Origin of the sequence: Kitasatospora sp. NPDC048286, assembly GCF_043201735.1 — a bacterium.
GTDB lineage: Bacteria > Actinomycetota > Actinomycetes > Streptomycetales > Streptomycetaceae > Kitasatospora.
Genome location: NZ_JBICZE010000003.1, coordinates 673,572 through 700,078, shown reverse-complemented (window position 1 = coordinate 700,078; position 26,507 = coordinate 673,572). Strand labels below are relative to the sequence as shown.

General features: G+C 71.4%; 25 protein-coding genes and 2 pseudogenes. 12 read left to right on the top strand and 15 right to left on the bottom strand.

Annotation, left to right across the window (positions count from 1 at the left end; translation table 11 throughout):
- Positions 1 to 25 precede the first annotated feature (25 nt).
- Positions 26 to 2,044: a transglycosylase domain-containing protein gene (locus ACGF13_RS10375; protein WP_392871451.1), complete on the bottom strand. Its 2,019-nt coding sequence runs from the start codon at positions 2,042 to 2,044 to the stop codon at positions 26 to 28.
- A gap of 348 nt (positions 2,045 to 2,392) precedes the next feature.
- Between ACGF13_RS10375 and ACGF13_RS10370 the strand changes: the two genes are divergently transcribed.
- Positions 2,393 to 3,508 (top strand): hypothetical protein, encoded by a 1,116-nt coding sequence (locus ACGF13_RS10370; RefSeq protein WP_392871448.1) that lies wholly within the window; start codon positions 2,393 to 2,395, stop codon positions 3,506 to 3,508.
- 117 nt (positions 3,509 to 3,625) lie between these two features.
- On the opposite strand, the gene ACGF13_RS10365 is transcribed toward ACGF13_RS10370, so the two are convergent.
- The 4 genes from ACGF13_RS10365 to ACGF13_RS10350 all read right to left on the bottom strand — a co-directional run bounded on the left by ACGF13_RS10365 (position 3,626) and on the right by ACGF13_RS10350 (position 7,184).
- Positions 3,626 to 4,525, bottom strand: coding sequence for a Gfo/Idh/MocA family protein (locus ACGF13_RS10365; RefSeq protein WP_392871445.1), 900 nt, complete (start codon positions 4,523 to 4,525; stop codon positions 3,626 to 3,628).
- 134 nt (positions 4,526 to 4,659) lie between these two features.
- Complete coding sequence (locus ACGF13_RS10360) at positions 4,660 to 5,331, bottom strand: O-methyltransferase (RefSeq protein WP_392871442.1); 672 nt, start codon at positions 5,329 to 5,331, stop codon at positions 4,660 to 4,662.
- Between the two features lie 169 nt (positions 5,332 to 5,500).
- A complete protein-coding gene (locus tag ACGF13_RS10355) occupies positions 5,501 to 6,166 on the bottom strand; it encodes a DedA family protein (protein WP_392871439.1) in 666 nt (221 codons plus the stop codon).
- A 202-nt stretch (positions 6,167 to 6,368) separates the two neighbouring features.
- The gene (locus ACGF13_RS10350; protein ID WP_392871436.1) at positions 6,369 to 7,184 is read right to left on the bottom strand and encodes a class I SAM-dependent methyltransferase; all 816 of its coding nucleotides are present in this window, start codon (positions 7,182 to 7,184) and stop codon (positions 6,369 to 6,371) included.
- A 1,123-nt stretch (positions 7,185 to 8,307) separates the two neighbouring features.
- Between ACGF13_RS10350 and ACGF13_RS10345 the strand changes: the two genes are divergently transcribed.
- The 4 genes and pseudogenes from ACGF13_RS10345 to ACGF13_RS10330 all read left to right on the top strand — a co-directional run.
- A complete protein-coding gene (locus ACGF13_RS10345; protein WP_392871433.1) occupies positions 8,308 to 8,910 on the top strand; it encodes a hypothetical protein in 603 nt (200 codons plus the stop codon).
- A 142-nt stretch (positions 8,911 to 9,052) separates the two neighbouring features.
- Positions 9,053 to 9,358 carry a hypothetical protein gene (locus ACGF13_RS10340; RefSeq protein ID WP_392871430.1) on the top strand — a complete coding sequence of 102 codons (306 nt, stop codon included), beginning with the start codon at positions 9,053 to 9,055 and terminating at the stop codon, positions 9,356 to 9,358.
- Positions 9,359 to 9,404: 46 nt separating this feature from the next.
- Entirely contained in the window at positions 9,405 to 9,776 is a 372-nt protein-coding gene (locus tag ACGF13_RS10335; protein ID WP_392871427.1) for a hypothetical protein, read from the top strand.
- A 253-nt stretch (positions 9,777 to 10,029) separates the two neighbouring features.
- Positions 10,030 to 10,695: pseudogene (locus ACGF13_RS10330) on the top strand (phospholipid scramblase-related protein); the annotation flags it as partial.
- Positions 10,696 to 10,957: 262 nt separating this feature from the next.
- On the opposite strand, the gene ACGF13_RS10325 reads toward ACGF13_RS10330, so the two are convergent.
- From ACGF13_RS10325 to ACGF13_RS10295, 7 genes are all read right to left on the bottom strand, one after another.
- A complete protein-coding gene (locus tag ACGF13_RS10325; RefSeq protein ID WP_392871425.1) occupies positions 10,958 to 11,272 on the bottom strand; it encodes a hypothetical protein in 315 nt (104 codons plus the stop codon).
- 18 nt (positions 11,273 to 11,290) lie between these two features.
- The gene (locus ACGF13_RS10320) at positions 11,291 to 11,551 is read right to left on the bottom strand and encodes a hypothetical protein (protein WP_392871422.1); all 261 of its coding nucleotides are present in this window, start codon (positions 11,549 to 11,551) and stop codon (positions 11,291 to 11,293) included.
- A gap of 467 nt (positions 11,552 to 12,018) precedes the next feature.
- Positions 12,019 to 12,213, bottom strand: coding sequence for a hypothetical protein (locus tag ACGF13_RS10315; RefSeq protein ID WP_392871419.1), 195 nt, complete (start codon positions 12,211 to 12,213; stop codon positions 12,019 to 12,021).
- Between the two features lie 474 nt (positions 12,214 to 12,687).
- On the bottom strand, positions 12,688 to 13,218 hold the full coding sequence (locus ACGF13_RS10310) for a hypothetical protein (protein ID WP_392871684.1): 531 nt from the start codon (positions 13,216 to 13,218) through the stop codon (positions 12,688 to 12,690).
- A 108-nt stretch (positions 13,219 to 13,326) separates the two neighbouring features.
- Positions 13,327 to 13,809, bottom strand: coding sequence for a hypothetical protein (locus tag ACGF13_RS10305; RefSeq protein ID WP_392871416.1), 483 nt, complete (start codon positions 13,807 to 13,809; stop codon positions 13,327 to 13,329).
- A 163-nt stretch (positions 13,810 to 13,972) separates the two neighbouring features.
- Positions 13,973 to 14,332 (bottom strand): hypothetical protein, encoded by a 360-nt coding sequence (locus ACGF13_RS10300; protein WP_392871413.1) that lies wholly within the window; start codon positions 14,330 to 14,332, stop codon positions 13,973 to 13,975.
- A 14-nt stretch (positions 14,333 to 14,346) separates the two neighbouring features.
- Positions 14,347 to 15,606 carry a helix-turn-helix domain-containing protein gene (locus ACGF13_RS10295; RefSeq protein WP_392871410.1) on the bottom strand — a complete coding sequence of 420 codons (1,260 nt, stop codon included), beginning with the start codon at positions 15,604 to 15,606 and terminating at the stop codon, positions 14,347 to 14,349.
- Between the two features lie 872 nt (positions 15,607 to 16,478).
- Between ACGF13_RS10295 and ACGF13_RS10290 the strand changes: the two genes are divergently transcribed.
- The 6 genes and pseudogenes from ACGF13_RS10290 to ACGF13_RS10265 all read left to right on the top strand — a co-directional run.
- Positions 16,479 to 16,748, top strand: a complete 270-nt coding sequence (locus ACGF13_RS10290; protein ID WP_392871407.1) for a hypothetical protein — start codon at positions 16,479 to 16,481, stop codon at positions 16,746 to 16,748.
- Positions 16,745 to 16,915, top strand: a complete 171-nt coding sequence (locus ACGF13_RS10285; RefSeq protein WP_392871404.1) for a hypothetical protein — start codon at positions 16,745 to 16,747, stop codon at positions 16,913 to 16,915. Before ACGF13_RS10290 ends, ACGF13_RS10285 begins: the two co-directional genes overlap by 4 nt.
- A 114-nt stretch (positions 16,916 to 17,029) precedes the next feature.
- Positions 17,030 to 17,956, top strand: a complete 927-nt coding sequence (locus ACGF13_RS10280) for a hypothetical protein (RefSeq protein ID WP_392871401.1) — start codon at positions 17,030 to 17,032, stop codon at positions 17,954 to 17,956.
- A gap of 36 nt (positions 17,957 to 17,992) precedes the next feature.
- Positions 17,993 to 19,246 carry a tetratricopeptide repeat protein gene (locus ACGF13_RS10275; protein ID WP_392871398.1) on the top strand — a complete coding sequence of 418 codons (1,254 nt, stop codon included), beginning with the start codon at positions 17,993 to 17,995 and terminating at the stop codon, positions 19,244 to 19,246.
- A gap of 194 nt (positions 19,247 to 19,440) precedes the next feature.
- The gene (locus ACGF13_RS10270; RefSeq protein ID WP_392871396.1) at positions 19,441 to 20,286 is read left to right on the top strand and encodes a hypothetical protein; all 846 of its coding nucleotides are present in this window, start codon (positions 19,441 to 19,443) and stop codon (positions 20,284 to 20,286) included.
- 18 nt (positions 20,287 to 20,304) lie between these two features.
- Positions 20,305 to 20,622 (top strand): annotated as a pseudogene (locus tag ACGF13_RS10265) (GNAT family N-acetyltransferase); the annotation flags it as partial.
- Between the two features lie 80 nt (positions 20,623 to 20,702).
- On the opposite strand, the gene ACGF13_RS10260 reads toward ACGF13_RS10265, so the two are convergent.
- The 3 genes from ACGF13_RS10260 to ACGF13_RS10250 form a co-directional block, all read right to left on the bottom strand.
- Positions 20,703 to 21,497 carry a spermidine synthase gene (locus ACGF13_RS10260; RefSeq protein ID WP_392871681.1) on the bottom strand — a complete coding sequence of 265 codons (795 nt, stop codon included), beginning with the start codon at positions 21,495 to 21,497 and terminating at the stop codon, positions 20,703 to 20,705.
- Positions 21,498 to 21,601: 104 nt separating this feature from the next.
- Entirely contained in the window at positions 21,602 to 22,573 is a 972-nt protein-coding gene (locus ACGF13_RS10255; RefSeq protein ID WP_392871393.1) for an alpha/beta hydrolase, read from the bottom strand.
- 17 nt (positions 22,574 to 22,590) lie between these two features.
- Complete coding sequence (locus ACGF13_RS10250) at positions 22,591 to 24,906, bottom strand: tetratricopeptide repeat protein (protein WP_392871390.1); 2,316 nt, start codon at positions 24,904 to 24,906, stop codon at positions 22,591 to 22,593.
- Positions 24,907 to 25,075: 169 nt separating this feature from the next.
- Between ACGF13_RS10250 and ACGF13_RS10245 the strand changes: the two genes are divergently transcribed.
- Positions 25,076 to 26,479, top strand: coding sequence for a selenium-binding protein SBP56-related protein (locus ACGF13_RS10245; RefSeq protein ID WP_392871387.1), 1,404 nt, complete (start codon positions 25,076 to 25,078; stop codon positions 26,477 to 26,479).
- The last annotated feature ends 28 nt before the right edge of the window (positions 26,480 to 26,507 follow it).

The following is a 26,507-nucleotide window of genomic DNA, read 5'->3' as shown; positions in this document are numbered from 1 at the left end:
GTCGCGGGCCCCGCGGCCGACGGGGCTACCGGGTGGCCGGGGACTTCATGTAGGCGGTCCAGATCCGGGTCGGCAGGGCGGCGTCGGAGGTGTCCGGGGTGGCGCCGCCCAGGCCTTCGAGGGAGAGGAGCTTCATGTCCTTCAGGTCCGCGCGGAACACGGTGACCGCCGTCGACAGCTGCCCGTTGTAGCCGACGAACCACCCTGCCGTACGGTCCGCGGTGGTGCCGGGTTTGCCGGCCAGGTTCGGGCCCGCCTCGGCGACCGACTTGGCGGCCCCGTCGCGGGCGGAGCCCTTGAGTGCCGCGTCCACCTCTCCCGCGACCGCCGGGGTGAGCGCCTGGGCGGCGGCCGGCAGGCGCAGCGGGAGTTGGACGCCGTTGCGGGAGACGCCGAGCACCGAGTAGGGGTCGGTGTGGGTGCCGCCGGCGGCGAAGGTGGCGTACGCGTCGGCGGTGCGGACGGCGCTGGGGGTGGAGTTGCCGACGGCGAGGGCAGGGACGAGTTCGCCCAGGCTGGTGGGGAGCAGGCCGAGGTCGGTGGCGGTGTTCTGCACCCGGTCCAGGCCGACGTCCATGCCGAGTTGCATCAGCGGCCCGTTGACGGACTGCTCGACGGCATTCCGCAGGGTGACGTTGCCCCAGTTCCGCTTGCCGTCGTTGGCGGTCTTGACGATCTTCCCGTCCCGCCCCCAGTACGGCCCTTCCGGGGTCATCACGTTCACCCCGTCGTCGCCGTTGTAGGTGGTGGCGGGCGTCACCGGGGTGCGGTTGCCGCCCCGCTGGCGCTGCGTTCCCTGGCCAAGCCCGGCCGCGTACACCACCGGGGTGAAGGCCGAACCGATCGGCACGGTCGTGGTGTTGGCGTTGTTGAAGCCCTGCTTCAGGTAGTCGGGGCCGCCGTAGAGGGCGACGATCCGGCCGTCCCGGGCGACCGAGGCGGCGCCGACCTTCAGGAGCTTGTCGGACTCCCGGTTGTCCGGGTCGATCCCCGCGCTGCCCTCCTGGACGGCGGCGACCAGGGCGTCGACCTTCGGCTTCTCGAAGGTGGTGCGGATCTGGTGGCCGCCGAGGTCGAACTGGGCCGGGGTGATGTCGCTGTGGCTCTCCACGTAGGCGCGGGCCATGTCGACCAGGTAGCCGATCTGGCCGCTCAGCCCCGCCGACTTCGGCTGCGGCCTCGGCTCGGGAAAGACCGTGTACCGGGCGCGCTCGGCGGCGGACAGCTTGCCCACCTCCACCATCCGGTCCAGGATCCAGGACCAGCGCTCCTCGGCCCGCTTGCGGTTCTCCGGGCCGACCCCCGGGTCGTACTGCCCGGCGCCCTTCAACAGGGCGGCCAGGAAAGCGCCTTCGCTCGGGTCGAGCTGGGACACGTCCTTGCCGTAGTACGCCGCCGCGGCGCGCTCGATGCCGTAACTGCCGCGCCCGAACCAGCTGGTGTTCAGGTAGCCGGCCAGGATGTCCTGCTTGCTCATCCGGTCGTCCAGCTTGATCGCGATGACGATCTCGCTGAGTTTGCGGGACATGTCCTGGCGCTGGTTCAGGTAGATGTTCTTGACGTACTGCTGGGTGATGGTGGAACCGCCCTGGGTGTCGCCGCCCTTGACCATCTGGATGACCGCGCGGCCGATGCCGGTCACGGAGATGCCCGGGTCGGTGTAGAAGGTCTCGTTCTCGGCCGCCAGCACTGCCCACCGCACCGGCTCCGGAACCTGGTCGAGCGGCACGTCCTGCCGGTTGGTCGGGCCGATCCGCGCCATCTCGGTGCCGTCCGCCCAGTAGTAGACGTTGTTCTGCTGGGTGGCGAAGGCGTTCAGGTCCTCCGGGACGGCGGTGGTGGCGTAGAACCAGACCAGCCAGCCCGTCAGCGCCGTCGCCCCCGTCCCGACCACGAACAGCAGCTGCCGCCAGGACGGGAGCCAGCGACGGACCCCGCGCCGGCCTCGGCGCGGGTAGTCGATCCGCGGGGACGGGCGACGCTTCCGGGGCCGTCGGCACCCGGACTTCTCCTCCTCGGCGGCGCCGTCTTGCTGAGCACGCACAGTCCGGTCTCCGATTCGCTCGTGGGACTGATTCCTCCGTCCAGGTAGACGCGATGGGAACGTCAGTACGTAAGCCTCGTTTCGGTGTGATCATGGTCATACTCCGTGCGACGGACCCGGGACGGGCACTCGGCGGATGCTCGGCGGACGGGCGGCAGGCCCACGGCGGACGGGCCGCGGACGGGCAGCGGACGGGCGGCAGGCCCACGGCGGACGGGCAGCGGACGGGCGGCAGGCCCGCGGCGGACGGGCCTCGGCCGGGTGACGTCGGCTGCCGGGCCGCCGCCGGCCGGCCGACCCGCCCCGGAGCGTGCCACGGCAGTCCCGGCGTACCGCCAGAATGGCGCCATGAGGATGATCCAGACCGCGCTCGGCGCGCTGCTGCTCCTGCTGGTCATCGGCAGCATCCTGCGCACCCTGGTCGTTCCGCGCGGGCTCTACTCGGCACTGGTGATGCGGCTCTGGCGGGTGCTGCGCAAGCTGCTGCAGCTGTTCGCCGGGCCGTCCCGCGGCTACCACGCGCAGGACCGGGCGCTCACCTGGCTGGCGCCGCTGGTGCTGCTGGGCATGCTCGGCGTGTGGCTCAGCTGCATGCTGATCGCCTACACCCTGCTGCTGCACGGCACCTCCGAACTCAGCTGGTCGGTGGCCGTGCGCGAGGCCGGGTCCAGCCTCTTCACCCTCGGCTTCGCCAGCGGCGAGCGGCTGCACCTGTCCGCGATCGACTTCCTGGCGGCCGCCAGCGGCCCGCTGGTGATCGCCCTCCAGATCTCCTACCTGCCGACCCTCTACGCCGCCTACCAGCGCCGCGAGACCGAGGTGACGCTGCTGCAGTCCCGGGCCGGCGAGCCCGCCTGGGGCCCCGAGCTGCTGGCCCGCCAGTCCCTGGTGGACACCGAGACCGCGCTGCCCCAGCTCTACCGGGACTGGGAGCGGCTGGCCGCCGACATCGGCGAGAGCCACTCCAACTACCCGGTGCTGCTCTCCTTCCGCTCCCCCCAGCCCAACCGCAGCTGGGTGGTCGGGCTGATCGCCGTGATGGACGCCGCCGCCCTGCACCTGGCGCTCTGCCCGCGCTCGGCCCCGCCCGAGGCCCGGCTGGTGCTCCGGGCCGGCTTCACCGCCCTGCGCGACATCGCCCGCTCACTGCGGTTCGACTTCGACTCGGACCCGGACCCGGACGTCCCGATCCGGCTGACCTACGCCGAGTACCTGGGCGCCGTCGCGATGATCACCGCGTCCGGCTTCCCGCGCGAGCGCCCGGTCGAGGAGGCCTGGGCGCACTTCAACGGCTGGCGGGTCAACTACGAGGCGCTGGCGTACGAGCTGGCCCGCCGCGGCGACGCCGTCCCGGCCCTGTGGACCGGCCCGCGCGACTTCCGCGCCCAGGTCATCCCCCCGGCCCGCCCCGCCGACCGCCGTCCTTCCGCCACCCCTCCGCCGCTGCCACTGCCGCCGGACTGACGCGCGGGTGACTCGCACGTGACGCGGCGGGGCCGGGTGACGCGGCGGGGCCGGGTGCGGATCTCCCTCCGCACCCGGCCCCGCCGCCGCTTCACCTGCTCAGGCGTCCGCCAGTGCTCAGACCTCCACCGGTCCGCCGCCCGCCAGCGAGCGCTCGGCGGCGGCCAGGATCTCCACCACCCGCAGGCCGAAGTCCGCCCCGCAGGGGTGCGGCTCGCCCGAGGCCGCCGAGGCCTGCAGGGCGTCCAGCGCCCGGTGCAGCGCCGCGACCGGGCCCTCGCCGCGCGGGGGCAGCTGCACCACGCCGTGCTCGCCGCGCAGCTCCATGCCCGTCCCGCCGGCCGCGAGCGGCGCGGTCAGGCTGAGCGCGAGCGTGCTGGAGGCTCCGCCGGCGTGCCGCACCACCAGGTGCACGGTGTCCAGCGGACCGGCCACCGCCGTCACCTGCGTCGCGTCACCCAGCACCGGCAGCAGCACGGACAGCGCGTGCGGGCCGACGTCCCACAGCGCGCCCTTCTCCACCCGCCACGGCGAGGCGGCGTACGGGCTGGTGCTGCCGGGTGCGAACACCGAGCCGAGCCAGTCCGAGCGGCCGGTGAACCAGCCGCCGAGCTCCGCCTGCCGCTCGATCCACGGCATCTGCTCGCCGCCGAAGCGCACGGTGAAGAAGACCACCGACGCGACCTTGTGCTCGCGCACAGCCTCGACCACGGCCTCGGCGTCCGGCACGGTCAGCGCGACCGGCTTGTCCAGCAGCAGGTGGCACCCGGCCTCGGCGGCCCGCACCGCGAGGCCGGCCTGCACGGTCGGGGGCAGTGCGACGGAGACCGCGTCCACCTCGGCCAGCAGCCGGTCGAGGTCCGCGTACCCGGGCACGCCGTGCGCGGCGCCCAGCGCCTCGGCCGCCTCCGGTCGGCGGCCCCAGACGCCGGTGAACTCCAGCCCGGGGTGCTCGGCCAGGACGGGCGCGTGCACCCGTTCCGCCCAGGGGCCGGTTCCCAGCAGTCCGATCCGCACGATGTCTCCGTTCTCCGGTGGGCGAGTGACTCGCGGGCGCGCGGGTCAGTCGCAGATGAGCAAGTGGGTGGCAAGTGGGTGGCAGGCGAGCGAGTGGGTGCCAGGCCCGCGGTCAGCCGGTGCCAGGCCCGCGGTCAGCCCCGGACGCGGGCCAGGGTGAAGCCGTCGTAGCCCTTGCTGCCGACCGTCTGCACCGAGGTCGCGTCGACCCTCGGCTCGGCCGCGATCAGGTCGTGCAGCGCCCGGGTGCCGACCACCGCCGGGTCGGTGCTGGCCGCGTCGGCGACCGCGCCACCGCGCACCACGTTGTCGACGATGATCAACGAGCCGGGCCTGGTCAGCTGGAGCGCCCGCCGGAAGTACTCCGGGTTGCTCGGCTTGTCGGCGTCGATGAAGACCAGGTCGAAGGGGTCCACGCCCTGCTCCACGAGCTCGGCCAGCGAGTCCGCGGCCCGGCCCACCCGCACCTCGGCGGTCCCGGCCAGCCCGGCGGCCGCCAGGTTGCGCCGGGCGACCTCGGCGTGCCGGGGGTCCAGCTCCAGGGTGAGCAGGGTTCCGTCCTCGGGCAGCGCCCGGGCCAGCCAGATCGCGCTGTAGCCGCCGAGCGTGCCGACCTCGAGGATCCGCTTCGCGCCCTGGGTCAGTGCCATCAGGTGCAGCAGCTTGCCCTGGTTGGGTGCCACCGCGATCCTCGGCAGCCCGGCTTCGTCGGCGGCGGCCGTGGCCCCCTCCAGCACCGGGTCGTGCCCGACCAGCTGCTCGGAGAAGTAGGCGTCCACGGCGTCCCAGGTCGGCTGCAAAGACATCGGGCCCTCCGGAGTGCAAGATCGGCAGTACCCGGCCGATGCTACTCCGAGGGCCCGAGGGCACCACGACGGTGGCTGCGGAGGAGGACCCGTCCGTGACCGGTCCTCCGCAGGACCGGCCAGGAGACCGGACGGACGACCGATCGGGAGACCGGCCGGAGGGGAGTGGTCAGTCGGCGACCGGCTCCTTCGCCGCGGCGGCGGCCTTGGCCGCCTCCTCCGCCTCGATCTTGGCGTGCGTCTTGGCGGTGCGGCGCTTCATGATCCAGGCCGAGAGCAGGCCGATCACCAGGGCCGCCCCCAGGCCCGCCCAGGAGAACCGGGCCAGCCAGGGCTCGATGCTCTTGCCGACCTTGTAGACCAGCAGCGTCGTGCCACCGGCCCAGACGACGCCGCCCAGCACGTTGGCGATCAGGAACTTCCAGTACGGCATCTTCAGCGCGCCCGCGAGCGGACCGGCGAAGATGCGCAGCAGGGCGATGAAGCGGCCGAAGAAGACCGCCCACATGCCCCACTTCTGGAAGGAGCGCTCGGCGGTGGCCAGGTGCGAGGGCCCGAAGTGCTTGGGGAACTTGCGTCCCAGCTTCTCGAAGAGCGGCTTGCCGCCCTTGCGTCCGATCGAGTAACCGATCGAGTCACCGATGATCGCGCCGGCGATCGCGCAGATCGCGACGCCCCACGGGCTCACCACACCCTTGACCGCCATCAGGGACGCCGTGACCAGGGCGATCTCGCCGGGCAAGGGGATACCCAACGACTCCAGCCCGATGATCAGACCGACCACGGCGTACACCGCCGTCGGCGGAATCCCCTCGATCCAGGCGTCGATGTGCAAGGCCAGTCCCTCCGTGGCAGGACGGGACCGGCCGCGCTCCCCCTGGAGCAGCGTGCCCGTCCCGGCAGTTCATTCCGATGGCGGCACCAGGCCGCTCCCCCGGAGCGAGCCTAACGTGCCGGGCGGCCTGTCCCCCCGGCCGATCACCCGTGGTTACGACGTACGCCCCACACACCATGGTTCCAGGTTGACCTGCGTTTCTTCAAGATTCGGCAAAACGCAGTGCGACGACGGACGGGCGCTGCTTGATCCAGCGCACGAGCGGCAGCAGGGCGCTCAGCGGCCGGCGCCCGCCCTCCGGATAGACCTCACGGACGTCGGTGACCCGCGGGTGCGCGGAGGCCAGCCGGTCACACTCGTCCGCGTCCATCCCGAACGGCATCGGCGGCGCCTGGTAGTACCGGTCCCGCAGCTTGCCCTCGACGGCCCGCCGACTGAACCAGCGCGGCACCGCGTCCAACACCATCGCCGCGCCGGGGAAGCGCTCGGCGCAGGCCGCGATCAGGGCGCGCACCTCCTGCGGCCGCAGGTACATCAGCAGCCCCTCGGCACTGATCAGCACCCCGTTCGCCGGATCCACCTCGTCCATCCAGCCCGGGTCAGTGGCCGAACTGGCGACAATCCGGTGCCGCTCGTCCGGCGGCAACAGCCGGCGCCGCAACTCGGCGACCTCCGGCAGGTCCACCGACAACCAGCTCGCCCGCCCGTTGTCGACCCGCCAGGCCTGGGTCTCCAACCCGTCCCCGAGCCCGACCACCGTGCCGCGCGGGCAGCGGATCAGGAAGTCCGCCACCTCACGGTCGAAACAGTCCGCCCGCAGCGCCTGGAGCTGGCTCACCAACGCGTTCTCCCCGAACCGCGCCGCGAACGGATAGTCGATCCGCTCCACCAGCTCCACCGCCACCGGATCCGGCAACACGGTGTCCGGCCGCCGCGCCTCCACCGCCCGGTGCCACAGCGTCCACAACGCCGTCTCCGGTACCTGCCCCAGCTCCGGCTGCTCCCCGCCGCCACTCATCGCTCGCTCCTTCGGACGTGGCGCCGCACTCCCGACGCATCCCCGCCATGGGCATGAACCCGCCGATTCTGACACCCCGTCCGCCCCACCCCTCCCGCCGACGCGCCGACCGTCGGCAGGGGGCGGGTACGACGACGGCGGGGGCGCGCGCAGTGCTGTGCGCGCCTGCCTCGATGGGCTGCCGGCCGTCCGTGCCGTCCGACGCGTGCTCGTGGCGGCCCATCAAGGCGTCCTCGATGGCCGTCCCTGGTCGGCGCCGACCTCGGGGACGGACGCCTGGTGTTCAGGCGGGGCATCTACGCAACGAGAACCTGTTCGGCTTCTGGTCGTAGGTGGACCGCGCCCAACTCCTCCTCACGGACTCGGTCGCACAGGCGGCCGCCTACACCGAAGCAAGCATCCTCCCGACCGACCTATCGCATTGCCGCCCTCGGCACCGTCCTGACCGGCACAGCGCCCGGGCGGACCAGCAGCAGCAAGACAACGGCAAACTGGCAGAACCCCGGCCCCGCCCAGCCGACTTCGCTCACAACCCAGCCCGCCCGTGACCTCAGGCGGTACCACTCATCCCGCCCTTCAGGAGCGAGTACCCTTCGGGAGCCGCAGCATTGGCAGTGGCCTGGCCGTGAGAAGAGATGACAACACCACATAAGTACTGCCATGGACCGTCTACCGATTCGAACTGAATCAATCGGCGCCCTCTGAGGAGAATCGGCGCAGGTCACGAGGCCTCGGCCCCGCGCTCGCGGGGATTGCTCCGCCGACGCCAAGCAGGCGGACGGCGGGGTGACCTCGGCCCCGCGCTCGCGGGGATTGCTCCGTCCTCGCCGCTGGCATGGAGACCACCGCCGACTCGGCCCCGCGCTCGCGGGGATTGCCTCCGTCTCGACGTCGTACTCCATGCCGCGGTCGGCCTCGGCCCCGTGCTCGCGAGGATTGCTCCCCCAAACCTGAAGGTCCTGACTTCGTCACCCTCTCGACCCCGCGCTCGCGGAAATCCTCAACCACGTCCAGATCGGCTTGAGGGCCGTACCGGCCACGACCGTTCGCCGACACGGGCCCGGTGACACGATCCCCGCATAGAATCCCGGCGACGGCAGGTCCGGGCGAGGAGGAGGGCGCCATGGGGCCCGTACCGGGCGCGCGGGAGGAGCTGGACTGGCTTGGCCACGCACTGCGGGCACAACTCGTCGAGCTGATCGACGAGTTGGCACCCGGCAGCGATCTGAGCCTGCTGTTCCTCGCCGAGCCGGAGGTCGTCGACTGGCACGAGCCTCTCCGCTACCGGTACTCGGTCGGCTGCTTCACGGGAATGCGCCCCGCGAACGTCACCGCCGCCGGCGGGACGGTCCGCATCGTCGTCACCGGTCGCCGCCACGGCTGCGGCATCGAGATCCGTGCGGTCGACCACATGTCCACTCTCTGGTTCAGCTGGCAGACACCGGCGATGGCCCTGTACGAGCCGGAGGAGTTCCGACGCCCGGAACCACTACTCACGCCCGAGACCGTCACCCCCGGATACGTACTGTGCTACGAGTGCGACGGCCTGGGCTGGTGCCACGACTGCGGAGGTCGCGGCTGGCGCCCCGACGCGGCCCACGGGCGGGTCAACTGCCCTGCCTGTCACCGGCGTCGCGTCTGCGTGATCTGCCGGGGTGCGGCGGAGCTCGCTGTCACCGATCTGTCGCTGTACCAGCGCGGCTACTACCCCGAACTGGGCCAATGACGGGTCGTCGCGCCCCCGGAGAGACCTCGTGCAGCAGTCCTGCCCGCAGCCGCCTGCACGCCACCTGACAGCAACCCAACTCTTGCATGTAACCCTTGGATTGATACCTTGACATCAATCCAAGGATTGCTACCTTGGCTTCATGTCAAACAACGAGAAGCCCCGCCTCATCCCGACCGGCAAGTGCTGGTGCGGCTGCGGGAAGGACGTCGGCCTGGGCAAGTTCTTCGCCGCCGGCCACGACAAGATCGCCGAAGCAGCGCTCATGGCGCTCAAGTACGACGGGTCCGTCGCTCAACTGCTCCACGCCCACGGCTACGGCTCGCACCACTCCGTCCGCCATGCCGCTGTCGCCGATCCGGACTGCTCGTGGCAGAAGTGCGCCGACTGCAACTACAGCGGCGCCCCCGCCAGCATCGTCAACCACCGCAAGAAGGACCATCCCTAGCGACGTTCCGGACCGCGGCGCACCCTGCCACCCCTACAGTGGCGCCATGGACGTCAACTGGGACAACTCGACCTGGGAACTGCTGCTGGTACAGCGCCCCTCCGATACGCACCTCTCGGAGTCAAGCACTCCTGGCGGGAAGAGCGCGCTGGCGCGGAACGACGACAACGAACTCACCACGCACGCCGTACTGTTCCCCGGGACCAAGGTGGCCCTGGGCATCCTCGGCGCGGGCGTCGTCCTGGGGGTCGCCGCGGCGAAGGCCGCTCCGCATGTCAGGAGCGGCCTGATCAGCCTCAAGTCGAAGCTGACCCGCCGGTCGGAGGAGGGCGCGGACGCCGAGGCCCCCGCTCCCCCGACGGTCGTCCCGGCAGTCGGACCGGAGCAGCCGGACACCTCTCCGCTGCACACTGCCTGAGCGACGGGCCAGGCGCCGACACGGAACTCGAATCGGGTCGAGTGGATGTGACATCAGCCACATCTGCTCCGCCGAGTACCGGTCGACTGTCATTCGCAACGCCCCGCCCCACCTGCCGAGTTCGCGACCGAACGAACCCGGGAGCCGGTGAAAATGATCTGGCTGTCCGCGGCGGGCTGGCCCTAGCCTGCCCGCCATGTCCCAGAACACGAACACCTCCGGTTTCCCCGGGCAGTCGGCCGCCCCGTCCGGCGACGCCGCCAGGGTGCAGCGCCAGGTACAGCACCAGGCGGGCGTCGGCCCCGTCTCCGGTGGCGGCGGCACCCTCTTCTCCGAGCCCGTCCTGGTGGTGAACCAGAAGGCCAAGCTGATCGAGCTGACCAACGAGTACGCGGTCTTCGACCAGCAGGGCGCCACGCTGGGCTCGGTGGTCGAGGTCGGCCAGAGCGCTCTGCGCAAGGTGCTACGGCTGGTCTCCTCCCTCGACCAGTACCTGACCCACAAGCTCGAGATCCGCGACGCGCACGGCACCCCGGTGCTGCTGCTGACCCGCCCGGCGAAGCTGATCAAGTCGCGGGTGATCGTGCAGCGTCCGAACGGTCAGGAGGTCGGCCAGATCATCCAGCAGAACGTCATCGGAAAGATCGATTTCGCGATGGAGGTCGACGGCCAGAGGATCGGCGCCATCAAGGCCGAGAACTGGCGGGCCTGGAACTTCTCCATCGTCGACGCGACGAACACCGAGGTCGCCCGGATCACCAAGACGTGGGAGGGCCTGGCGAAGACGATGTTCACCACGGCCGACAACTACGTGCTTCAGATCCACCGCCCGCTCGCCGACCCGCTGCTCAGCCTGGTCCTGGCGGCCGCGCTCACCGTGGACACCGCGCTGAAGCAGGACGCTCGCGGCTTCGGCTAACCGCGAACCCCACGTCGCCCGGCGGCAGTTGCCGCCGGGTAGCGGTGAACATCGGCGGCCCGGGGCCGGCGTCCGGATCGGACCAGGGCCAAGGGCCGGCCGAGGCGGCCACGACCGGGCGGTAGGCGGCCACGACCAGACGGTAGACGGCCGCGGCGCCCGTGGTTCGACCACTCGTTCCGGACCCACCAGCCTGCCGCCATCAGCCGCCCACCCGGCACACCGTCACCGCCGCCGAGTGGGTGCTCGCCGCCGCGGGTCGTCAGAGGGTGGCCGTCGGAGCAGGCGAGGCCGCGGTGGTCGGCGGAGCCTGGCAGGGCAGCGTGACGATGACGCCCACGCCCTGGCCGAGCTTCGCCTTACCCGCTCGAACGGTGTAGCGGTCGGGCTCGTGGACGGCCTCGAACTCCCACGTGGACTGATCGGCCGAATCCGGCTCGTTCGAGGTGACCTTGAAGCCCTCGCCCGCGAGTTTCTCCCGCAGTGCCCGAACCACCTCGGGACGCTGGTCGTCCGTGGCCTTCAAGCGGATCGCCGAGCTGAGCTCGTACGCCTCACCCTCATCGGCGATGCCCATCCCCCGCCCCGAACACCGTTAGTAGGCGGTGAGCTTGGTCCACGGATCCCGTTCGAGGCCCGTCAGCTCGCGCACATGGTTCTGCACCTGGTCCGCCCGGGCCAGCGCCTCCTCCCGGGACTCGACCCATACCGGCTTGCTCGGCTGCTCAGCTCCTCCGACCAGTGGCTCCAGAAGCGAGCACGAACTGAGCACCAGGGCGCCCGACACCGTCAGTACGGCCGCACGGGCGGCCCGTATGGCCGCTCCGGACAGCGCGGGCGTCGATCTCTTGAACAAGTGCGGTACTCCCCCGTGAACAGGTGTGCGTCGTGCCGTCCGGATGTTACGGCAGCACAGGGGATGGCCCGCACCAGGATTTACGGGTCGCCCGATCGGAAGGCTGCGGACGCTTCTCGTGCTTGCGGCCCTGGTCAGCGAGCGAGGTCTCCGGTGGTTCGCCCCGGTGATCAACCGAATCGAGGGGCCGCCCGGGGAACGTGGTCCATGAGAAGGACCGGCACCTTCCATCTCGGCTCCGCCCCCACCCCAAGTCGGAAGGCCGCCCCGCCAACACCGAGGAAGCCGTGGACGGGCTGACCCACGAGGTCCTGGGGCAGGGCGTGGCGAAGCCGACGTCCGCGGCCTACGGGAACGGGTCGCGATACCGATTCCGTGAGAGCTGCAGCAGCCTCACGGAAGCGACTCGTGCACGGGACTGCCTGAACAGCTCGGGTTCGAGGACATGGTCGCGCGGCTCCGAGCGCTCACAGCGCGCCGGTTGGTGGTCGCCGGTCCTGGCGGGGCAGGAAGTCCTCCCTGGTCATGCTGCCCATGGTCAAGCTGCCGGAAGCCGGAGCGCCCCACCGGCCTTCCTCGCTCGCGAGCTTGTCCCACAAGGCGCGCAACCAGCCTCTGACTTCGGGCAGCGGGTACCGCCACCAGAGGTCCTCGACCATCATCCCGACCCCCACGTGCGAGTACGCTTCGGGAGTGCAGGACATGATGCTGGCAACTCGGATTGGGGCGAAGGGAATGACGGTACGACATCACTTGCCCTCCGGGTTTCCAGCCAATCGAACTGAATTGATCGGCGTCCCTTGACGCCAATCGCCGCAGGTCAGCAAGTGTCGGCCCCGCGCTCGCGGGGATTGCTCCCGGGCGGTCTGCTCGCCGTTCTCCCAGACAATGTCGGCCCCGCGCTCGCGGGGATTGCTCCTGCGGGCCGCCGGTTTGGTTGGTGACCCTGAGGTCGGCCCCGCGCTCGCGGGGGGTGCCAGCGATGGCCGCCAGCGAAGGTCGGGCGCCAGCGTGGAGACCAATACAGTGGAAGAGTGCCCGGGCGGTGGGGGTCGGGGCAGTACACCGGTGCGGGCGAGGTGCCGGCCCCACCGAACTACAACTCGAAGGACTCGGAGGAAATGGCGCCGCCGGCGTCAGCCGAGTTGGCGGGCCCAGTCCGTCAGCCGGGCGAAGTCGTCCGCCGTCAGGCCGGCCTTCGGGGCGACGTGGTGGAGAAGGGCCGGTCCTCGGTGGTGGGCTTCGACCCACGCTCGGTCGGCATCCGTGATCAGGTCGTCGACCCGGGCGAACGGGCGGCCGCGCGCCCAGGCGACGATCTGCGGGGTCTTCCAGAACACCCCGCCGTCCGGCTCGGGCCGTGGCTCGGACCAGGCGATGTGTGGCAGGGCGGGCAGCCCGAGCAGGGGGGCGATGAAGGCGTCCGCTTCCTCCTGCCACGTGGTCGCCCACACCAGGTCGTACGGCAGCGCCGCGAGGGCCGGGCCGTGGTCCGGGTTGAGCCACACCCGCAGGGGCTTCGGCGTCTTGTGGGGCAGGCCCCACGCGGCGAGCCGGCGGCGCTCGGCGGCTTCCCAGCTCGGCGTCATCAGCCGATGGGTCCGGTAGCCGTCGGGTCGTCGGTACGGCTTCGCCGCGCATGGGTTCAGCGGCCCGTCGACGTCCATCAGCAGCAGCGGCCGCACCGTCTCACCTCCGGGATCGTCCCCGCACGCTACCGGCAGGGACAGGCGGACGCCCAGTGGATTTCCGGGGCCGGGCCGCCGGGGCGCGGGTCAGCCGATGCTGAAGGCGCCGCCCGGCGGGGACGGGGAGTCGACAGCCGCGGCGTCCGTGACCGGGGCGTTGCGGCCGACCAGGGCCGCCAGGTCCTCGCCCTCGGTGAACCGGGCCGGGAAGATGTCACCCGCGAGCAGCCGGGTCAGCTCGGCCACCGGCAGCGGCGCCGTCGAGCCGGCCAGCGGCGGGCCGTCCGCCAGGTTCGCCGCGTAGCAGCCACCGGGGCGCAGCGCGGCCGCCGCCAGCCGCAGGAACTCCACCGGGGTGCGGTGCCCGGGGGTGCGCCGGCCGAGTGCCGGCGCCGAACCGACGAGCAGGCCGAGCAGACCCGCACCGGAGCGGACATCGACCTCACGTGGTCCGCGGTGGGTGCCGGCCGCTGGAGCGTCACCGGCTCGGGTCACGACCGCCGCCTCGACATCGCCCTCGGCGACCGCGACTTCGCGCAGGACATGTACGAGATCCGGGAGAACGGCCACTTCGCCTCCCGCCACCCCTACCAGCACCAGACCGAGGCCGCCGTCCGGCAGTTGCTCGCCGACGGCGTCGAGATCGGCGAGAGGACAGCAGGCCCCACCCCCGCTGCCTCCACCTCGCCGTGCTCCAGCAGCCCCGCCGGCCGAAAGCGTGGAGTCAGGCAACTCACGAGTTGGCGTGCTCGATCGCCTCGAAGATGTCCGAATCGGTCTCCTGCTGCCAGGTGGGCAGGTCCTTCCAGTCAGCCACGTAGCCCGGCTTCGGGTTCTCGATGTGCTTGTAGATCTGAGCGATCCAGCACGTTGCGACGAAGCGCCCCTTCTGCTCCCGGGTGAGCTTCGACGTGTTGCCACCACTCACCCTGATGAAGTCGTGGACCTGGCCGTACACAGCGGCGGCGCACTCTCGCTCCCAATCCGGAGTCTCATCCCATGGGACGACGTAGCCAGCCTTCGGCTCGCCCGGGTAGTGCTTGGTCACGCCCGCGATCCACGCTTCGCGGAAGATCCGCCCGTCAGATGACATACGTCACTCCTTCGTCAGGCGGCGCTGTCGAGCGCCGAGATCTGCTGGTGCAATGCTGAAGCTCGGCCATCGGCCATCAACGGGACGAGGCGGTGCTTGACGCCCTCCAGCTTTCTCCCGATGTAGCCCGAGCCGGTCTGGCTCGCCAGCTCCAAAGCGGCGCGGGTGTAGTGACTCGCTTGGTCGAGATCATGTCGGTCGGCACCGAGTGCCGCCAACTCTGCGAGTACCGCACCCCGACGACGCAGTGACAGCTGCTGTGAAAGTGCGGCTATCAGCGCCTCCTCTGCCAAATCAGGGCGGCCGAGCGCCAGGTAGCAGGTGCCTCGCTCCTCAGCAAGTCGTGAGCCGTCGAACCGGAGCCAGCCTCCGTTGTTCAGCTGTCCGGACAACGTGTGTACCTTCTCGGCGTCATCGAGTGCGCGCTTGGTCGCATCAAGGTCGCCGAGGCCGGCATGGACCTCCGCCTGGACCGCCGCCACCCAGTACCGCGTCGAGAGCTGGCTGTCTCCGCGTTCTGCCACCTGAGACGCCGCTGACAGTATGGGAGCCGCGACGGCAAAGCGACGCTCGTAGAGTTCGACGAAGGCGTGCCTCGTCAACGCACAAGCCCACAGATCGAACGCTCGCGCTTCCCTGCTGGCGCTGGCAGCAAGTGTGTAGCAGTGTGCGGCATCGGTATACCTGTTGGCGTCGAAGAAGATCTCACCAGCGAGCTGGTACAGGTCTCCTACCAGTGCACAGAGCTGTTGGCGCGAGCTCTCCTCTTGGCTCTCCCCGAGTCCCTTTGCCAGGAGAGCCAATTGGTGCCGAACCATCGGGTACACGGCCTGCTTCGAGTCGGAAAGGCCGAAGACCTTCCAGAGGTGGGCGTTCAACTCGGGGCCGGTTTCCGCCAAGGACGCAGCCGCTCCGGGACGAGTCGGGGAATTGTCGGAGCCCGGCAGGGCAATGAGAGCCCCGGTCACGGCGAGCAGGCTCAATACATCGCGGCGCTTCATATCATCAGTATCACCAGAAGGAGGAGGAGCAGCGGTGTAGACCACTGATCGGGCTGGGACTGTCTCCTCTGCTGCGAGGAGGTCCGCCAGCCCTTCAGGGGTGACCTTGAGGACCTTTGCCATCTTGGGGTGCACGTGCCCCTGAGGGTCGTTCGCGCCGGCTTCCCAACGGGTGACCGTGGATACCGCGACCCCCAACTCGTTGGCGAACGCCTCCTGACTGTAGCCCAGTGTCTTGCGGCGCTGGGCCAGACGCTTCCTTCTCGGAGCCATGGGAGCCTCCGCTCAGATCGAGAAGCCCGAGGTCAGACCGGACAATGCGTTGATTATGCCTGATAGGCGCTCACCTTCTGCTCTGGTTCTCGGTAACTCCTCGGTCGTTCACTGGTTGCAGCTGCTTCGAGCGACAGAGGAGGACAGATCGATGGCAAGACGCACCACCCCACGGGTACACCGCGAGGTCGTTACCGGTCTCTCGAAGCATGAGCTCGCCCAACCCCCCGCCGGCTGGAACCCGCTGGACGACTACAGAGCGGCCCGAGCGGCCGATCGCGTGCCCTCCGCAGGAACGCTGCTCCAGATCGCCGCCGTCCGGTCCACCTGCGTCTGTCGAGACTGCACGGCTCGCCGCACTCCCTCGTCGGCACCGCCGGTCTGACGAGCATCACCCTCACATCCACAACCCGATGGAGAAGCGCAACTTGAACAGTGTGATCCAGGGTGACCCGGTCCGGCACCACACGGACGGCTGGACGGGCACCGTGGCCGAGACCCCCAGCAAGCTCGCCAACCACGCCTGGGTGAACCGGCACAGGCTCGTCCGACCCGTACCCGGAAATGGTGCTCCTGACCGACTTGGAGGCCGCGGATTGAGCAATCCTCTGCTGCCCGTCCGAGCGGGCACCCCGCCGACGCCGGTCCGGATCACGGGCGAGGGGACGGTCGTGGACCGCCCCGACGGCTACCGGCAGGGACCTGCTGGGTCTGCCATCGGGACACGATGGTCTGCGCCGGCAGCACGATCCAGACGCCCGACGAGGTCCAGGGCACCTGCCACCCTATCTGCGACGACTGCACTGCGCGTGCCCGCAGGCCCCACCGCCGCGCTGCGGGCCGCGCTCGGCCAGCGGTCGGTGTAGGAGCCCGTGGACGACCAGGACGACTACCGCGAGGCCGCCGACAAGGCAGCGCGCGGCGTCCCCACCCCCGTACCGGTCGCCCTCGCCTACGCGCTCTCGCTGCTCGCACTCATAACGCCGGCAACGGCGTTGATCGCCTCCGGCCGCTTCCAGCCGCTCGGGGCCCACATTCTCCCGGCCTGCCGAAGGTGCCTTGTCAGGCCGGGCGGCACCACCCGCACCACTGCTCGCCCGCACTCGGGCAAGCAGAGCCAACCCGATTGGAGAGGCACATGAGCCACCTCAACCCCGGTGACCCCGAGGTCACCACGCTGACCCGCCGCCTGGACCACATGGTCCCGGACGGGGACTTCGCGCCGCAGACGGGCGTCGAGTCCCTGACCCGCCGCCTGGACCACAAGGTCCCCGACGGCGACTTCGCCCCGGCGGGCACCGCGGTCTGACCGCAGTTCCGATCTGATGCCGGTCAGTTGACGGCATGGGCGGGTCGGCCGGTGTTCATCCGGACCGACCCGCCGCTCGGCGTCGCACACCACCCCGATCAAGGAGAGTCCGCAGTGAAGACCGCCATCGCCAACCACGTCCCCATCGGCTCCTTCTTCGACCTCGACCGGAAGGACCCGGACCTGATCCGTCTGCGCGAGGTGGGCGCTGACAGGGTTCTGCCGTTCGCGTTGATGGAGCGACTGTTGAAGTCGGGCACTCCCTACGCGGAACAGGCCCGTTCCCTGCGCAGCGACACCGTCACCGTGGCCGGCGCGCACTTCGACTGGTTCGACGCCGAGCTGCCGGGCGAGATCGCCGACGAGATCAACCTGAGCGGCTACGAGATCGTCCCGCACACCGAGGAACGTCGTACGGCGCTGACCCAGGCCCTGGACCACCTGTCGCTGGTCCACCCCGAGGGGTTCGGCCGCGTGCGGGAATTCGTCCGCGGACTGCTGTGGGTGGGGCTCAAGCCCGGCGTCCGCGCCTCCTCGCTGACCAGTTCCAGCGACCCGGCGCTCCCGTACGTCATCGTGTTCTCCGAGAAGGCGCGGCACCACATCCCGCCGAACACCGTCGGCGCGCAGCCGTCCTACCGCTTCCTGGCGGAGAACATCCTGCACGAGGGCACCCACCAGTCGGTCAGCTTCCACGTCCTCCAGCACCAGGTCTTCGCCGAGGGCTACTCGTCCCGGACTTCCCCGAAGATCGAGATCAGGTGGCGGGCCGGACAGGGGGAGGACCGCAACCAGTTCTGGGAGATCGACAGGGCTTTCCACGCCACCTGCGTCTACAACCAGCTGCTGCGGTTCCGCCAGGTCGAGTTGGCCCGCGACGACCTGACCGCCGACGAGCGCGCCGGTTTCCAGGCCGCGTACGACGAGGGCCTGCCGGCCGTCCACTACCTCATGCGCGAACTCGAACTCCTGCGTGAGCACTTCACGCCCCACGGCGCGGACCTGCTGACTGACCTGCGCCACCAGACCGACCACCTGTAGTGCCACGCTGAGCGGAACCGAACGACGGAGGGTCAAGTGCTTGGGCACCTCATCACTCACGACGACAACCTGCGGATGGTCCCCACCGACCGGGACGAGCTGACCACCGCGCTCGGGCGCCTCCACGAGGAACTGCGGGGCCTGCCCGAAGGGAGCGACCACGCCCGCACTCGGGTCCTGACCAGGTGGATCGGCATCGGCCGGATGTGCCTGGGCAACCACGAGGACGCCCGTACGTTCCTCAAGCGGTCGCTCGACCTGGCCGCCGCTCTCGGCAACACCGGGGCCGTCGTCGCCACCGGGCTCAACCTGGCCGACGCCCACCGCTACTCCGGCGACGTGCAGACCGCGGACGCGCTCTACCGCAGCGCGCTGAACACCGCGCGAAGCCACCACCCGGAACTCCTCGACTACGCGCTCCAGCACTTCGGCAAGCACCTGATGGAGCGCGGCGACCTCGCGGGTGCCCTCGCCCGTCTGCAAGAGGCGATGCGGTTGCGGGTCGCCAAGGGAGACATCGAACTCATCGACTCGACGCAGGCCGCACTCGACCGCGTCGAGCTGCTGATCCGCGAGGCCGGCCAACCAGCGGTAGGCGTCACGGCATCCCGGCAGTGGAGCGGCCGGTGGACCTCATGGCTCCAGTCCCGCACCACGGCCCGGACGCCGGCCCGGTGGGCAGAGGACTTCCCCACGCTTCGGGACGCTGTGCGCGGGCTCACCGCCCACCAGCGCTTTCAGCCGCGCCACCTGCGCCATCTTCGTGACCAGTCGTTCCCCGCCGTGCTGATCGCCGCCATGGCGAAGGAAGCCGAGAAGGCCGTAGCCGCCGACGGCTACCTCCACAACGGCAAGTGGAACGCGGCCGTCGGCGACGCCGCGAACCGCTTCGCCGGACAGGTCGATCTCGCCGAAGTCGTCGCACAGTCCACCGGTCTGGACGTCGAACAGCCGCACACCGCCGTCTACATTGCGTACCGGGAGGAAGGGCAGTTCCTCGACTTCCACGTGGACGAGACCGACTTCGGTGAGGCCAACCTGATCCTGTGCCTCAAGCACGAACGCCACACCGAGGCAGCCACCGCCAGCGCCACAGTCTTCATCAACTCCGACGGCTACCTCGGCTGCGACCTCGACGCAGGTGACTGCGTCGTCTTCGACGGCGCGTTCACGCCCCACGGCCGGACGCCCCTCAGCGCCGGTGAGAGCGTCACCCTCATCAGCTTCGGCTTCCGCGCACGTGATCAGGCATTGCGCGCGGTCGGGCCCATCCCGCCGGCCCCTCGGTAGGGAAGGAACCGACTACCCGATCTCCCAGGGCGTCCGACACCCCTTGACGCTCCGGGCTCACCCGCCGGTCCCACCCGGCGGAAGGTGCGCGGCGGGGAAGCAACGCGCACCGGTCGCCCCGGCCAGCTCTCCCGGGTATCGGGCCAGCGGAACGTCTTCGAGCACATCCCCTGCGAGTGGAAGGCAGTCAGACAATGGGCGAGTTCCTTGCCGAGGCCGGAGAGGCGCTGAAGACTGCGGAGGCCGTCTGCGGGCCGCTGAAGCTGGCGCAGATCAGCAACCGGCGGGGCTCGGCGGTGTGGAAGGCCACCGGGCGGCACGGGGCGGCGAGCATCAAGCTGGGCACCGGGGAGGCCGCCGAGGTCACCGCCCGCGAGGCCTCCGTGCTCGGCCAGCTCCCCGGCTACACCGTGACCTCGGGCCGCTTCGCCGACGGCGTCTGGTACGTCACCCCGTGGTTGGCCGGGCCCTCCACGTGGCAGGTCTTCCGTTCCCTGCGCAAGGGCGAAGGAGGTAAGGAGGAAGCCCTTGCCGCCGCCGTCGGGCTGTGCCGGGCCGTGGCCGACCTCCACGCCGACGGGTGGGTGCACGGCGACCTCCAGCCCGCCCACGGCATCCACGGGGACGACGGAACGGTGCGCCTGCTCGACTTCGCCTGGACGCGCCGGATCGGCAGCACCCCGTGGCCGAGGTTCGACGGCACGATGATCCACCTCACCGCGCCCGAACTGGCCGCCCGAATCATCAACGGCCCCCAACCCGTCGAAACGACCCGCACCGCCGACGTCTACGCCCTCGCCGGAACCCTGTGGACCTGCGTCACCGGCACGTGGCCACTGGACTACGCCACCGCCGGCCTCGGAGCGGGCACACCGGTGGAGGAGATCCGCAAGGCCATCGCCCACCGGGCCGTCCCGTTGTCCACCGCGATGCCCTGGCCCGCCCTCCAAGCTCGGCTGCGCCACGTCCTGCTGGCTGCCCCCGACGACCGGCCCACCGCCGCCGAACTGGCTGAGTTGATCGAAGTGGTGGGCCGGTGATCGAGCTCGACGAAGTACCTGGGCCGGGCACCGATGGACGCCGACGAGGCCCGCCACCGCGTACGCGACGTCGCGGGGGCTGCGGCACAGTCGCCGCGCGCCCTGTACGTGCTCGGCCTGGCCGTGGACGGAGACCTTCTCGGCGTCGTCAAGCTCCACCGTGACCGGCCGGTCGCCGCCGTCAGCTACATCCTGCGCGCGGACGCCTGGGGCCGGGGCTACGCGACCGAAGGAGTCCGCAGGATCCTCGCCCTGGCCTTCGGCCACTTCCACGTGCCGGTGGTCCGCGCCAGGCACCGCACCGACAACCCCGCCTCCGGCCGGGTCCTGCTCAAGGCGGGCTTCGTCCCGACCGGTGAACGCGGCGGATTCATGACCTACTCCATCCGACCGCCCCGGGCCCCCGGGGCGCGGCCTCAGCCGATGCTGAAGGCACCGTCCGGCGGGGGCGGGGAGTCGGTGGCCTCGGCGTCGGTGACCGGGGCGGTGCGGCCGACCAGGGCCGCCAGGTCCTCGCCCTCGGTGAGGCGGGCCGGGAAGATGTCGCCCGCGAGCAGCCGGGTCAGCTCGGCCACCGGCAGCGGCGCCGTCGAGCCGGCCAGCAGGATGTTGCCGTACCGGCGGCCGCGCAGCACCGGCGCCTCCGCCACCAGGCAGACGTACGGGAACACCGCCAGCACCGTCGCCGCCTGTGCCTTGGCGAAGGCCAGTGGCGGGCCGTCCGCCAGGTTCGCCGCGTAGCAGCCGCCGGGGCGCAGCGCGGCCGCCGCCAGCCGCAGGAACTCCACCGAGGTGAGGTGCGCGGGGGTGCGCGAGCCGTGGAAGACGTCGGCGATCACCAGGTCCTGCGAGCCGGCCGGCGTCTCGGCGAGGGCCGCCCGGGCGTCGCCGACGGTCGCGGTGATGTCCGCGCCGGGGCCCTGCCAGGGCAGCTGTTCGGCGACCAGTTCCAGCAGCGGCCCGTCCACCTCGACCACCCGCTGCCGCGAGCCGGGCCGGGTGGCGGCCAGGTAGCGGGGCAGGGTGAGGGCGCCGCCGCCGAGGTGCAGCGCGTCCAGCGGCTGCCCGGCGGGGGCGAGGGCGTCGGCGAGGTGGCCGAGGCGCCGGGTGTACTCGAACTCCAGGTGGGTCGGGTCGGCGAGGTCGACGTACGACTGCGGGGTGCCGTCCAGGGTGAGCAGCCAGCCGCCGTCCCGGTCGAGGTCGGGCATGAGCTTGGCGAAGCCCAGGTCGGTGCGCCGCCCGACCGGCACGGGCTCGTCGTACGAGTCGCACGAGTCATATGAGTCCGACTCGTGCGGCTCGTGCTCGGAGGTCACGCGCGCTCCCCGACGGGCCGGACGTCGAGGTAGGCGGCGAGCCAGTGGTCCAGCTCGGCGAACACCTCGGTGCGGGCCGCCTCGCCGGAGAGGACCAGGTCGTGCATGCCGCCCTTGATCCGGACGGTGGTGACGTGCCGGCCCAGCCGCGGCCCCTGCGCGGCGATGTCGTCGGCGCGCAGCACGGCGTCGGCGTGGTGCAGCGCGTTGTGCCACTTGGTGGTGGAGATGGAGCGGGTCGAGGCCATCAGCAGCACCGGCACGTCGATGCCCAGCCCGCGCTGCAGTCGCCGGTGGCCCTGGTGGATCGCCGACAGCCACCCCGCGTACAGCGGGAAGCTCTGGGGACGCTTGAGCGTGAGGTCGAAGTCCCACTCGCCCTGGTGGTCCTTGTGCAGGCTGTGGGTGTAGTGGGGGTTGAGCGCGGACGGCAGGACGCGGGTCGGCGCCAGCCGCCCGAGCGCCGTGACGGCGGGCCCGCCGAGTGTGCGGACGGCGGGCGCGGCGGGCATCGACAGGAACGGCGAGTTGAGGAACAGCCCGTCCACGACTCCGCGTCCGGCGCGGCGCCCGGCCCACAGGGCCCCGATCAGCCCGCCGGTGGAGTGGCCGTTCAGCAGCAGCTGCCGGTGCCCGTCCACCTCGCGGATGATCCGGACGGCCTCGTCGATCTCCTCGTCGTACTCGGCGAGGTCGCGGACGAAGTTCGGCGACTGGTGCGGGCGCAGGGAGCGGCCGTACTTGCGCAGGTCGAGGGCGTAGAAGGAGAATCCGAGCGCGGTGTAGTGGTCCGCGAGGTTGGTCTGGAAGAAGTAGTCGTTGTAGCCGTGGATGTACAGCACGGCCCGTTCCGACCCGGGCACCGGCCGACGGACGAGCGTCGCGCACACGGCCCCTTCGTCGTCGGGCCGCAGCGTCAGCTCGGCCGCCTCGTAGGGGGCACCCAGGATGTCTTCACGGAACTCCATGGCCTGACTGTACTGGCTCAGCCCGGCTCGCCACCGGCCGGAATGACCTGCTGGGATGTGATGATCGCAATGCTTTCGGAGAGTGCTTCGTAGGCGTCGTCGATGGCGCGGTCCGCCTGCCGGCGGGCCTCCGAGGCGTCCTCGGGCCGCCCGAGGTCCTCGAACACGGCTTGGAGGGCGGCCCAGGTGCTGCCCTCGGCAACGCGGTCGCCGAGTTCCTGACAGATGGCCAGGGACCGCCGGTGCGCCACGAGGGCTTCGTCCGCTTTCCCGGCGCGCCGCAGGGCGATGCCGAGGTTGCGCAGGCTCAGGCTCTCCCCCTCGCGGTCGCCGGTCTCTCGCAGCAGGCGGCCGGCCTGCTCGTGGACCTCGACCGCTTCCTCGATCCGGCCCGCCCCCACGAGGGTGACGCCGAGATCACCCAGCACCAGTGCCTCGTTGTGCCGGTCGCCGGCCTCCTGACAGATGGCCCGCGCCCGCTGCTGGGCCTCGATCGCCTCGTCGTAACGACCCCGGCGGCTGAGGATCTGGGCAACGCAGTTCCAGGACATCCCCTCACCGCTCCGGTCGCCGAGGTCCCGGAAGACCGTCGCCGTCCGTCGGAAGGTCTCGTCGGCCTCGTCCGCCCGTCCCGCGTCGACCAGCAGGACCCCGAGGTTGAACGACAGCCGGGCCCCCCACCGTCGATCGGCCCGGCCGGGCACCAGGGACAGCGCGTACCGGATCGCTTCGATGGCCGCCTCCCGCTGGTGCAGGCTCGCCAGGACCTCGGCGATGTTCGCGTGGGCCGAGGCCTCCCCCTGTCGGTCCTCTACCTCCTGGAAGATCTCGCCGGCGGTCAGCAGTGCCTCCATCGCCTCCTCGAACCGACGCGCCTTGCCTCGCGCGAAGCCGAGGTTGTGCCACGCCGTCGCCTCCTCGGCCCTGATCCCGACGTCGACGGCGGCGGACAGCGCGGCCGTCGTCACCGAGACGGCGTCCTCGCTGCGGGACCACCGGACCAGGTAGCCGACCAGCGAGGAGGACAGCCTCATGGCCACGTCGGGCAGGCCGATCGCCGCCGCCAGACGCACGGTCACGACCAGGGCGGCCCGCTCGCACTCCAGCCAGGCCAGGGCCTCGGCCCGGTCACGGAAGCGCCCGGGGCCCGGGCTCGCGGGGAGCGCCTCGATCTCCTCGTCGGCGGCCACGGCCGTGTCCGCGTAGTACACCAGGAGGCGCCGCAGGGCCCTCCCGCCGGCCTCCGGGTGCCGATCGGCCTGTTCCAGGGCGTAGTCGCGGACCAGGTCGTGCAGGTACCAGCGGCCGCCGCCCGCCGTCTGTTCGACCAGGGCGCTGCCCGCGAGCTGGGCGAGCTTGGACCGGGCCTCACGGACCTTCACGTCGGCCAGCACGGCGGCGGCCTCGGTCGAGACGTCGGGTCCCGGATTGAGGGCCAGGAGCCGGAACAGCTCCGCCTGCGGCTCGCCGAGCCTCCGGTAGGAGCGGTCGAGCACGATGCGGATGCCGATCTCACCGTCGTCCAGGAGGTCGAGCCGGGCGGCGTGGTCGGCCAGGTCCGCGGCGAGTTCGTCCGCGCGCAGGTGCGGGTCCAGGACGAGCTGGGCGGCGGCGAGCCGCAGGGCGAGCGGGAGTCGGCTGCACAGCTTCGCGATCCGCCGGGCGGCCGCCGGGTCGGCCGTGACACGGTCGTCGTCCGCCCGGGCGGCGCGGACGGCGGCGTCGAGGAGGGCCGTGGCCGCGTCGGTGTCAAGGACGCCGAGGCGGTGGAGGCGGGCGCCGAGGCTGGGGAGGGTCTCCCGGGAGGTGACCAGGAGCCGGTGGCGGGTGGACGAGGGCTGGAGGAGACGGACATGGTCGGCGGCGGAAGCGTTGTCGGCGATGACGAGGACGCCTCCGCCGTGCCGTTCCAGCCGCTCGCGGTAGAGGGCGGCGCGGGTTTCCGGGTCCGGGGGGATGTGGTCGGCGGGCACGCCGAGCGCCCGCAGCAGGGTGTCGAGCGCCTGCCCGGCCCCGACCGGGGTCTCGGCGTAGCCGCGGAGGTCCACGAAGAAGGCGGCGCGGACGTGGCCGGCGTCGAGCAGGGCGTGGCCGACGGCGATCGCCAGCGTCGTCTTGCCGATGCCGCCGAGGCCGGTGACCGCCACCGTCGACGGGCCGTCGGCGGCCAACAGGGCCTGGAGGTCCGCCAGGTCCCGGTCACGGCCGGTGAAGGCGGAGGTGAGTGGCGGGAGCCCCGCGATCGTCGGCGGCCGGGCCGTCACCGTCACGTGCGCCGTGTCGGCCTGGACGACCGGGCCGTGGAAGTTCCCCCCGCGAATGCTGTTGTGCACCCGGTCGAGGGTAGCCGCCCGCACTTCCCGACCGCGTCCCGACCGCCACCCGACCGAACCACTCCCCGACCGCCTCCGGACCGCCCCCGTCCGCCCCTCGTGCGCCTGCTGTGCGCCGGTGTCCCTGTGGAACGCTTCCCGGACAGACACGGCGAGTTGGGGAGTTTGCATGCAGCACGGGCATACCGATCCGTCGCTCTACCGTTCGGCCGCCGAGGCGATCGCCGCTCCGCCGGAGAAGCTGGCGTACGTGGCCGGGTTCGACCGGTCGGGGCGGCAGCCGGACGCGTTGCTGAGCGTCGACACCGATCCGGACTCGGCGAGCTACGGGAAGGTCCTGAACTTCGCCGAACTGCCCACGCTCGGCGACGAGTTGCACCACTTCGGCTGGAACGCCTGCTCCAGCGCCCTCGCCCACGCCTGCCACGAGAACCCGGAGCGGCGCTACCTGCTGCTGCCCGGGCTGCGCTCCTCCCGGCTGCACGTGCTGGACACCCGGCCCGACCCGGTCCGCCCGCGGCTGGTGAAGACGATCGAGGCCGAGGAGCTCGCCGCCAAGGCCGGCTACTCGCGTCCGCACACCCTGCACTGCGGCCCCGACGGCGTCTTCCTCTCCTGCCTCGGCAGCGGCGAGGGCGACGACGGCCCGGGCGGGGTGGCGCTGCTCGACCACACGACCTTCGACGTGCTGCGCGCCTGGGAGACCGAGCGCGGGCCGCAGCACTTCGCGTACGACGTCTGGTGGCACCTGGGCACCAACGTGGGCATCACCAGCGAGTGGGGCACCCCGCGGATGGTCGAGGACGGGGTGGTGCCGGAGCTCCTGCTCGGGCGCAAGTACGGCCACGCGCTGCACTTCTGGGAGCTGGACTCCGGCCGTCACCTGCAGCGGGTGGACCTCGGCGACCAGTACCAGATGGTGCTGGAGCTGCGTCCGGCGCACGACCCGCAGGCGGAGTGGGGGTTCGTCGGGGTGGTCACCAACGTCGAGGACCTGTCCTCCTCGGTCTGGCTCTGGTACCGGGAGGGGCCGGCGTTCACCGCGCGCAAGGTGATCGAGATCCCCGCCCAGCCGGCGAAGGCCGAGGACCTGCCGCCCGCGCTGCAGCCGTTCGGCGCGGTGCCGCCGCTGGTCACCGACATCAACCTGTCGGTGGACGACCGCTGGTTGTACGTGTCCGCCTGGGGCACCGGCGAGTTGTTCCAGTACGACGTCTCGGACCCGTTCCACCCCCGGCTGACGGACTCGGTGCGGCTCGGCGGGATCGCCGCCCGCACCCCGCACCCGGCCGAGCCCGGCCGTCCGCTGAGCGGGGCGCCGCAGATGGTGGAGATCAGCCGGGACGGCCGGCGGCTCTACCTCACCAACTCGCTCTACGGCGCCTGGGACGACCAGTTCTACCCGGACGGCATCGAGCCCTGGATGGTCAAGCTGGACGCCGATCCGGAGGCCGGCGGGCTGAGCGTGGACGAGCGCTTCTTCCCGCACGGCGCCGACTTCCGGGGTCTGCGCGTCCACCAGACCCATCTGGCGGGCGGCGACGCCTCCTCCGACTCCTACTGCTTCCGCTGACCCGGACGTTGACGCCGACACCGGCGCG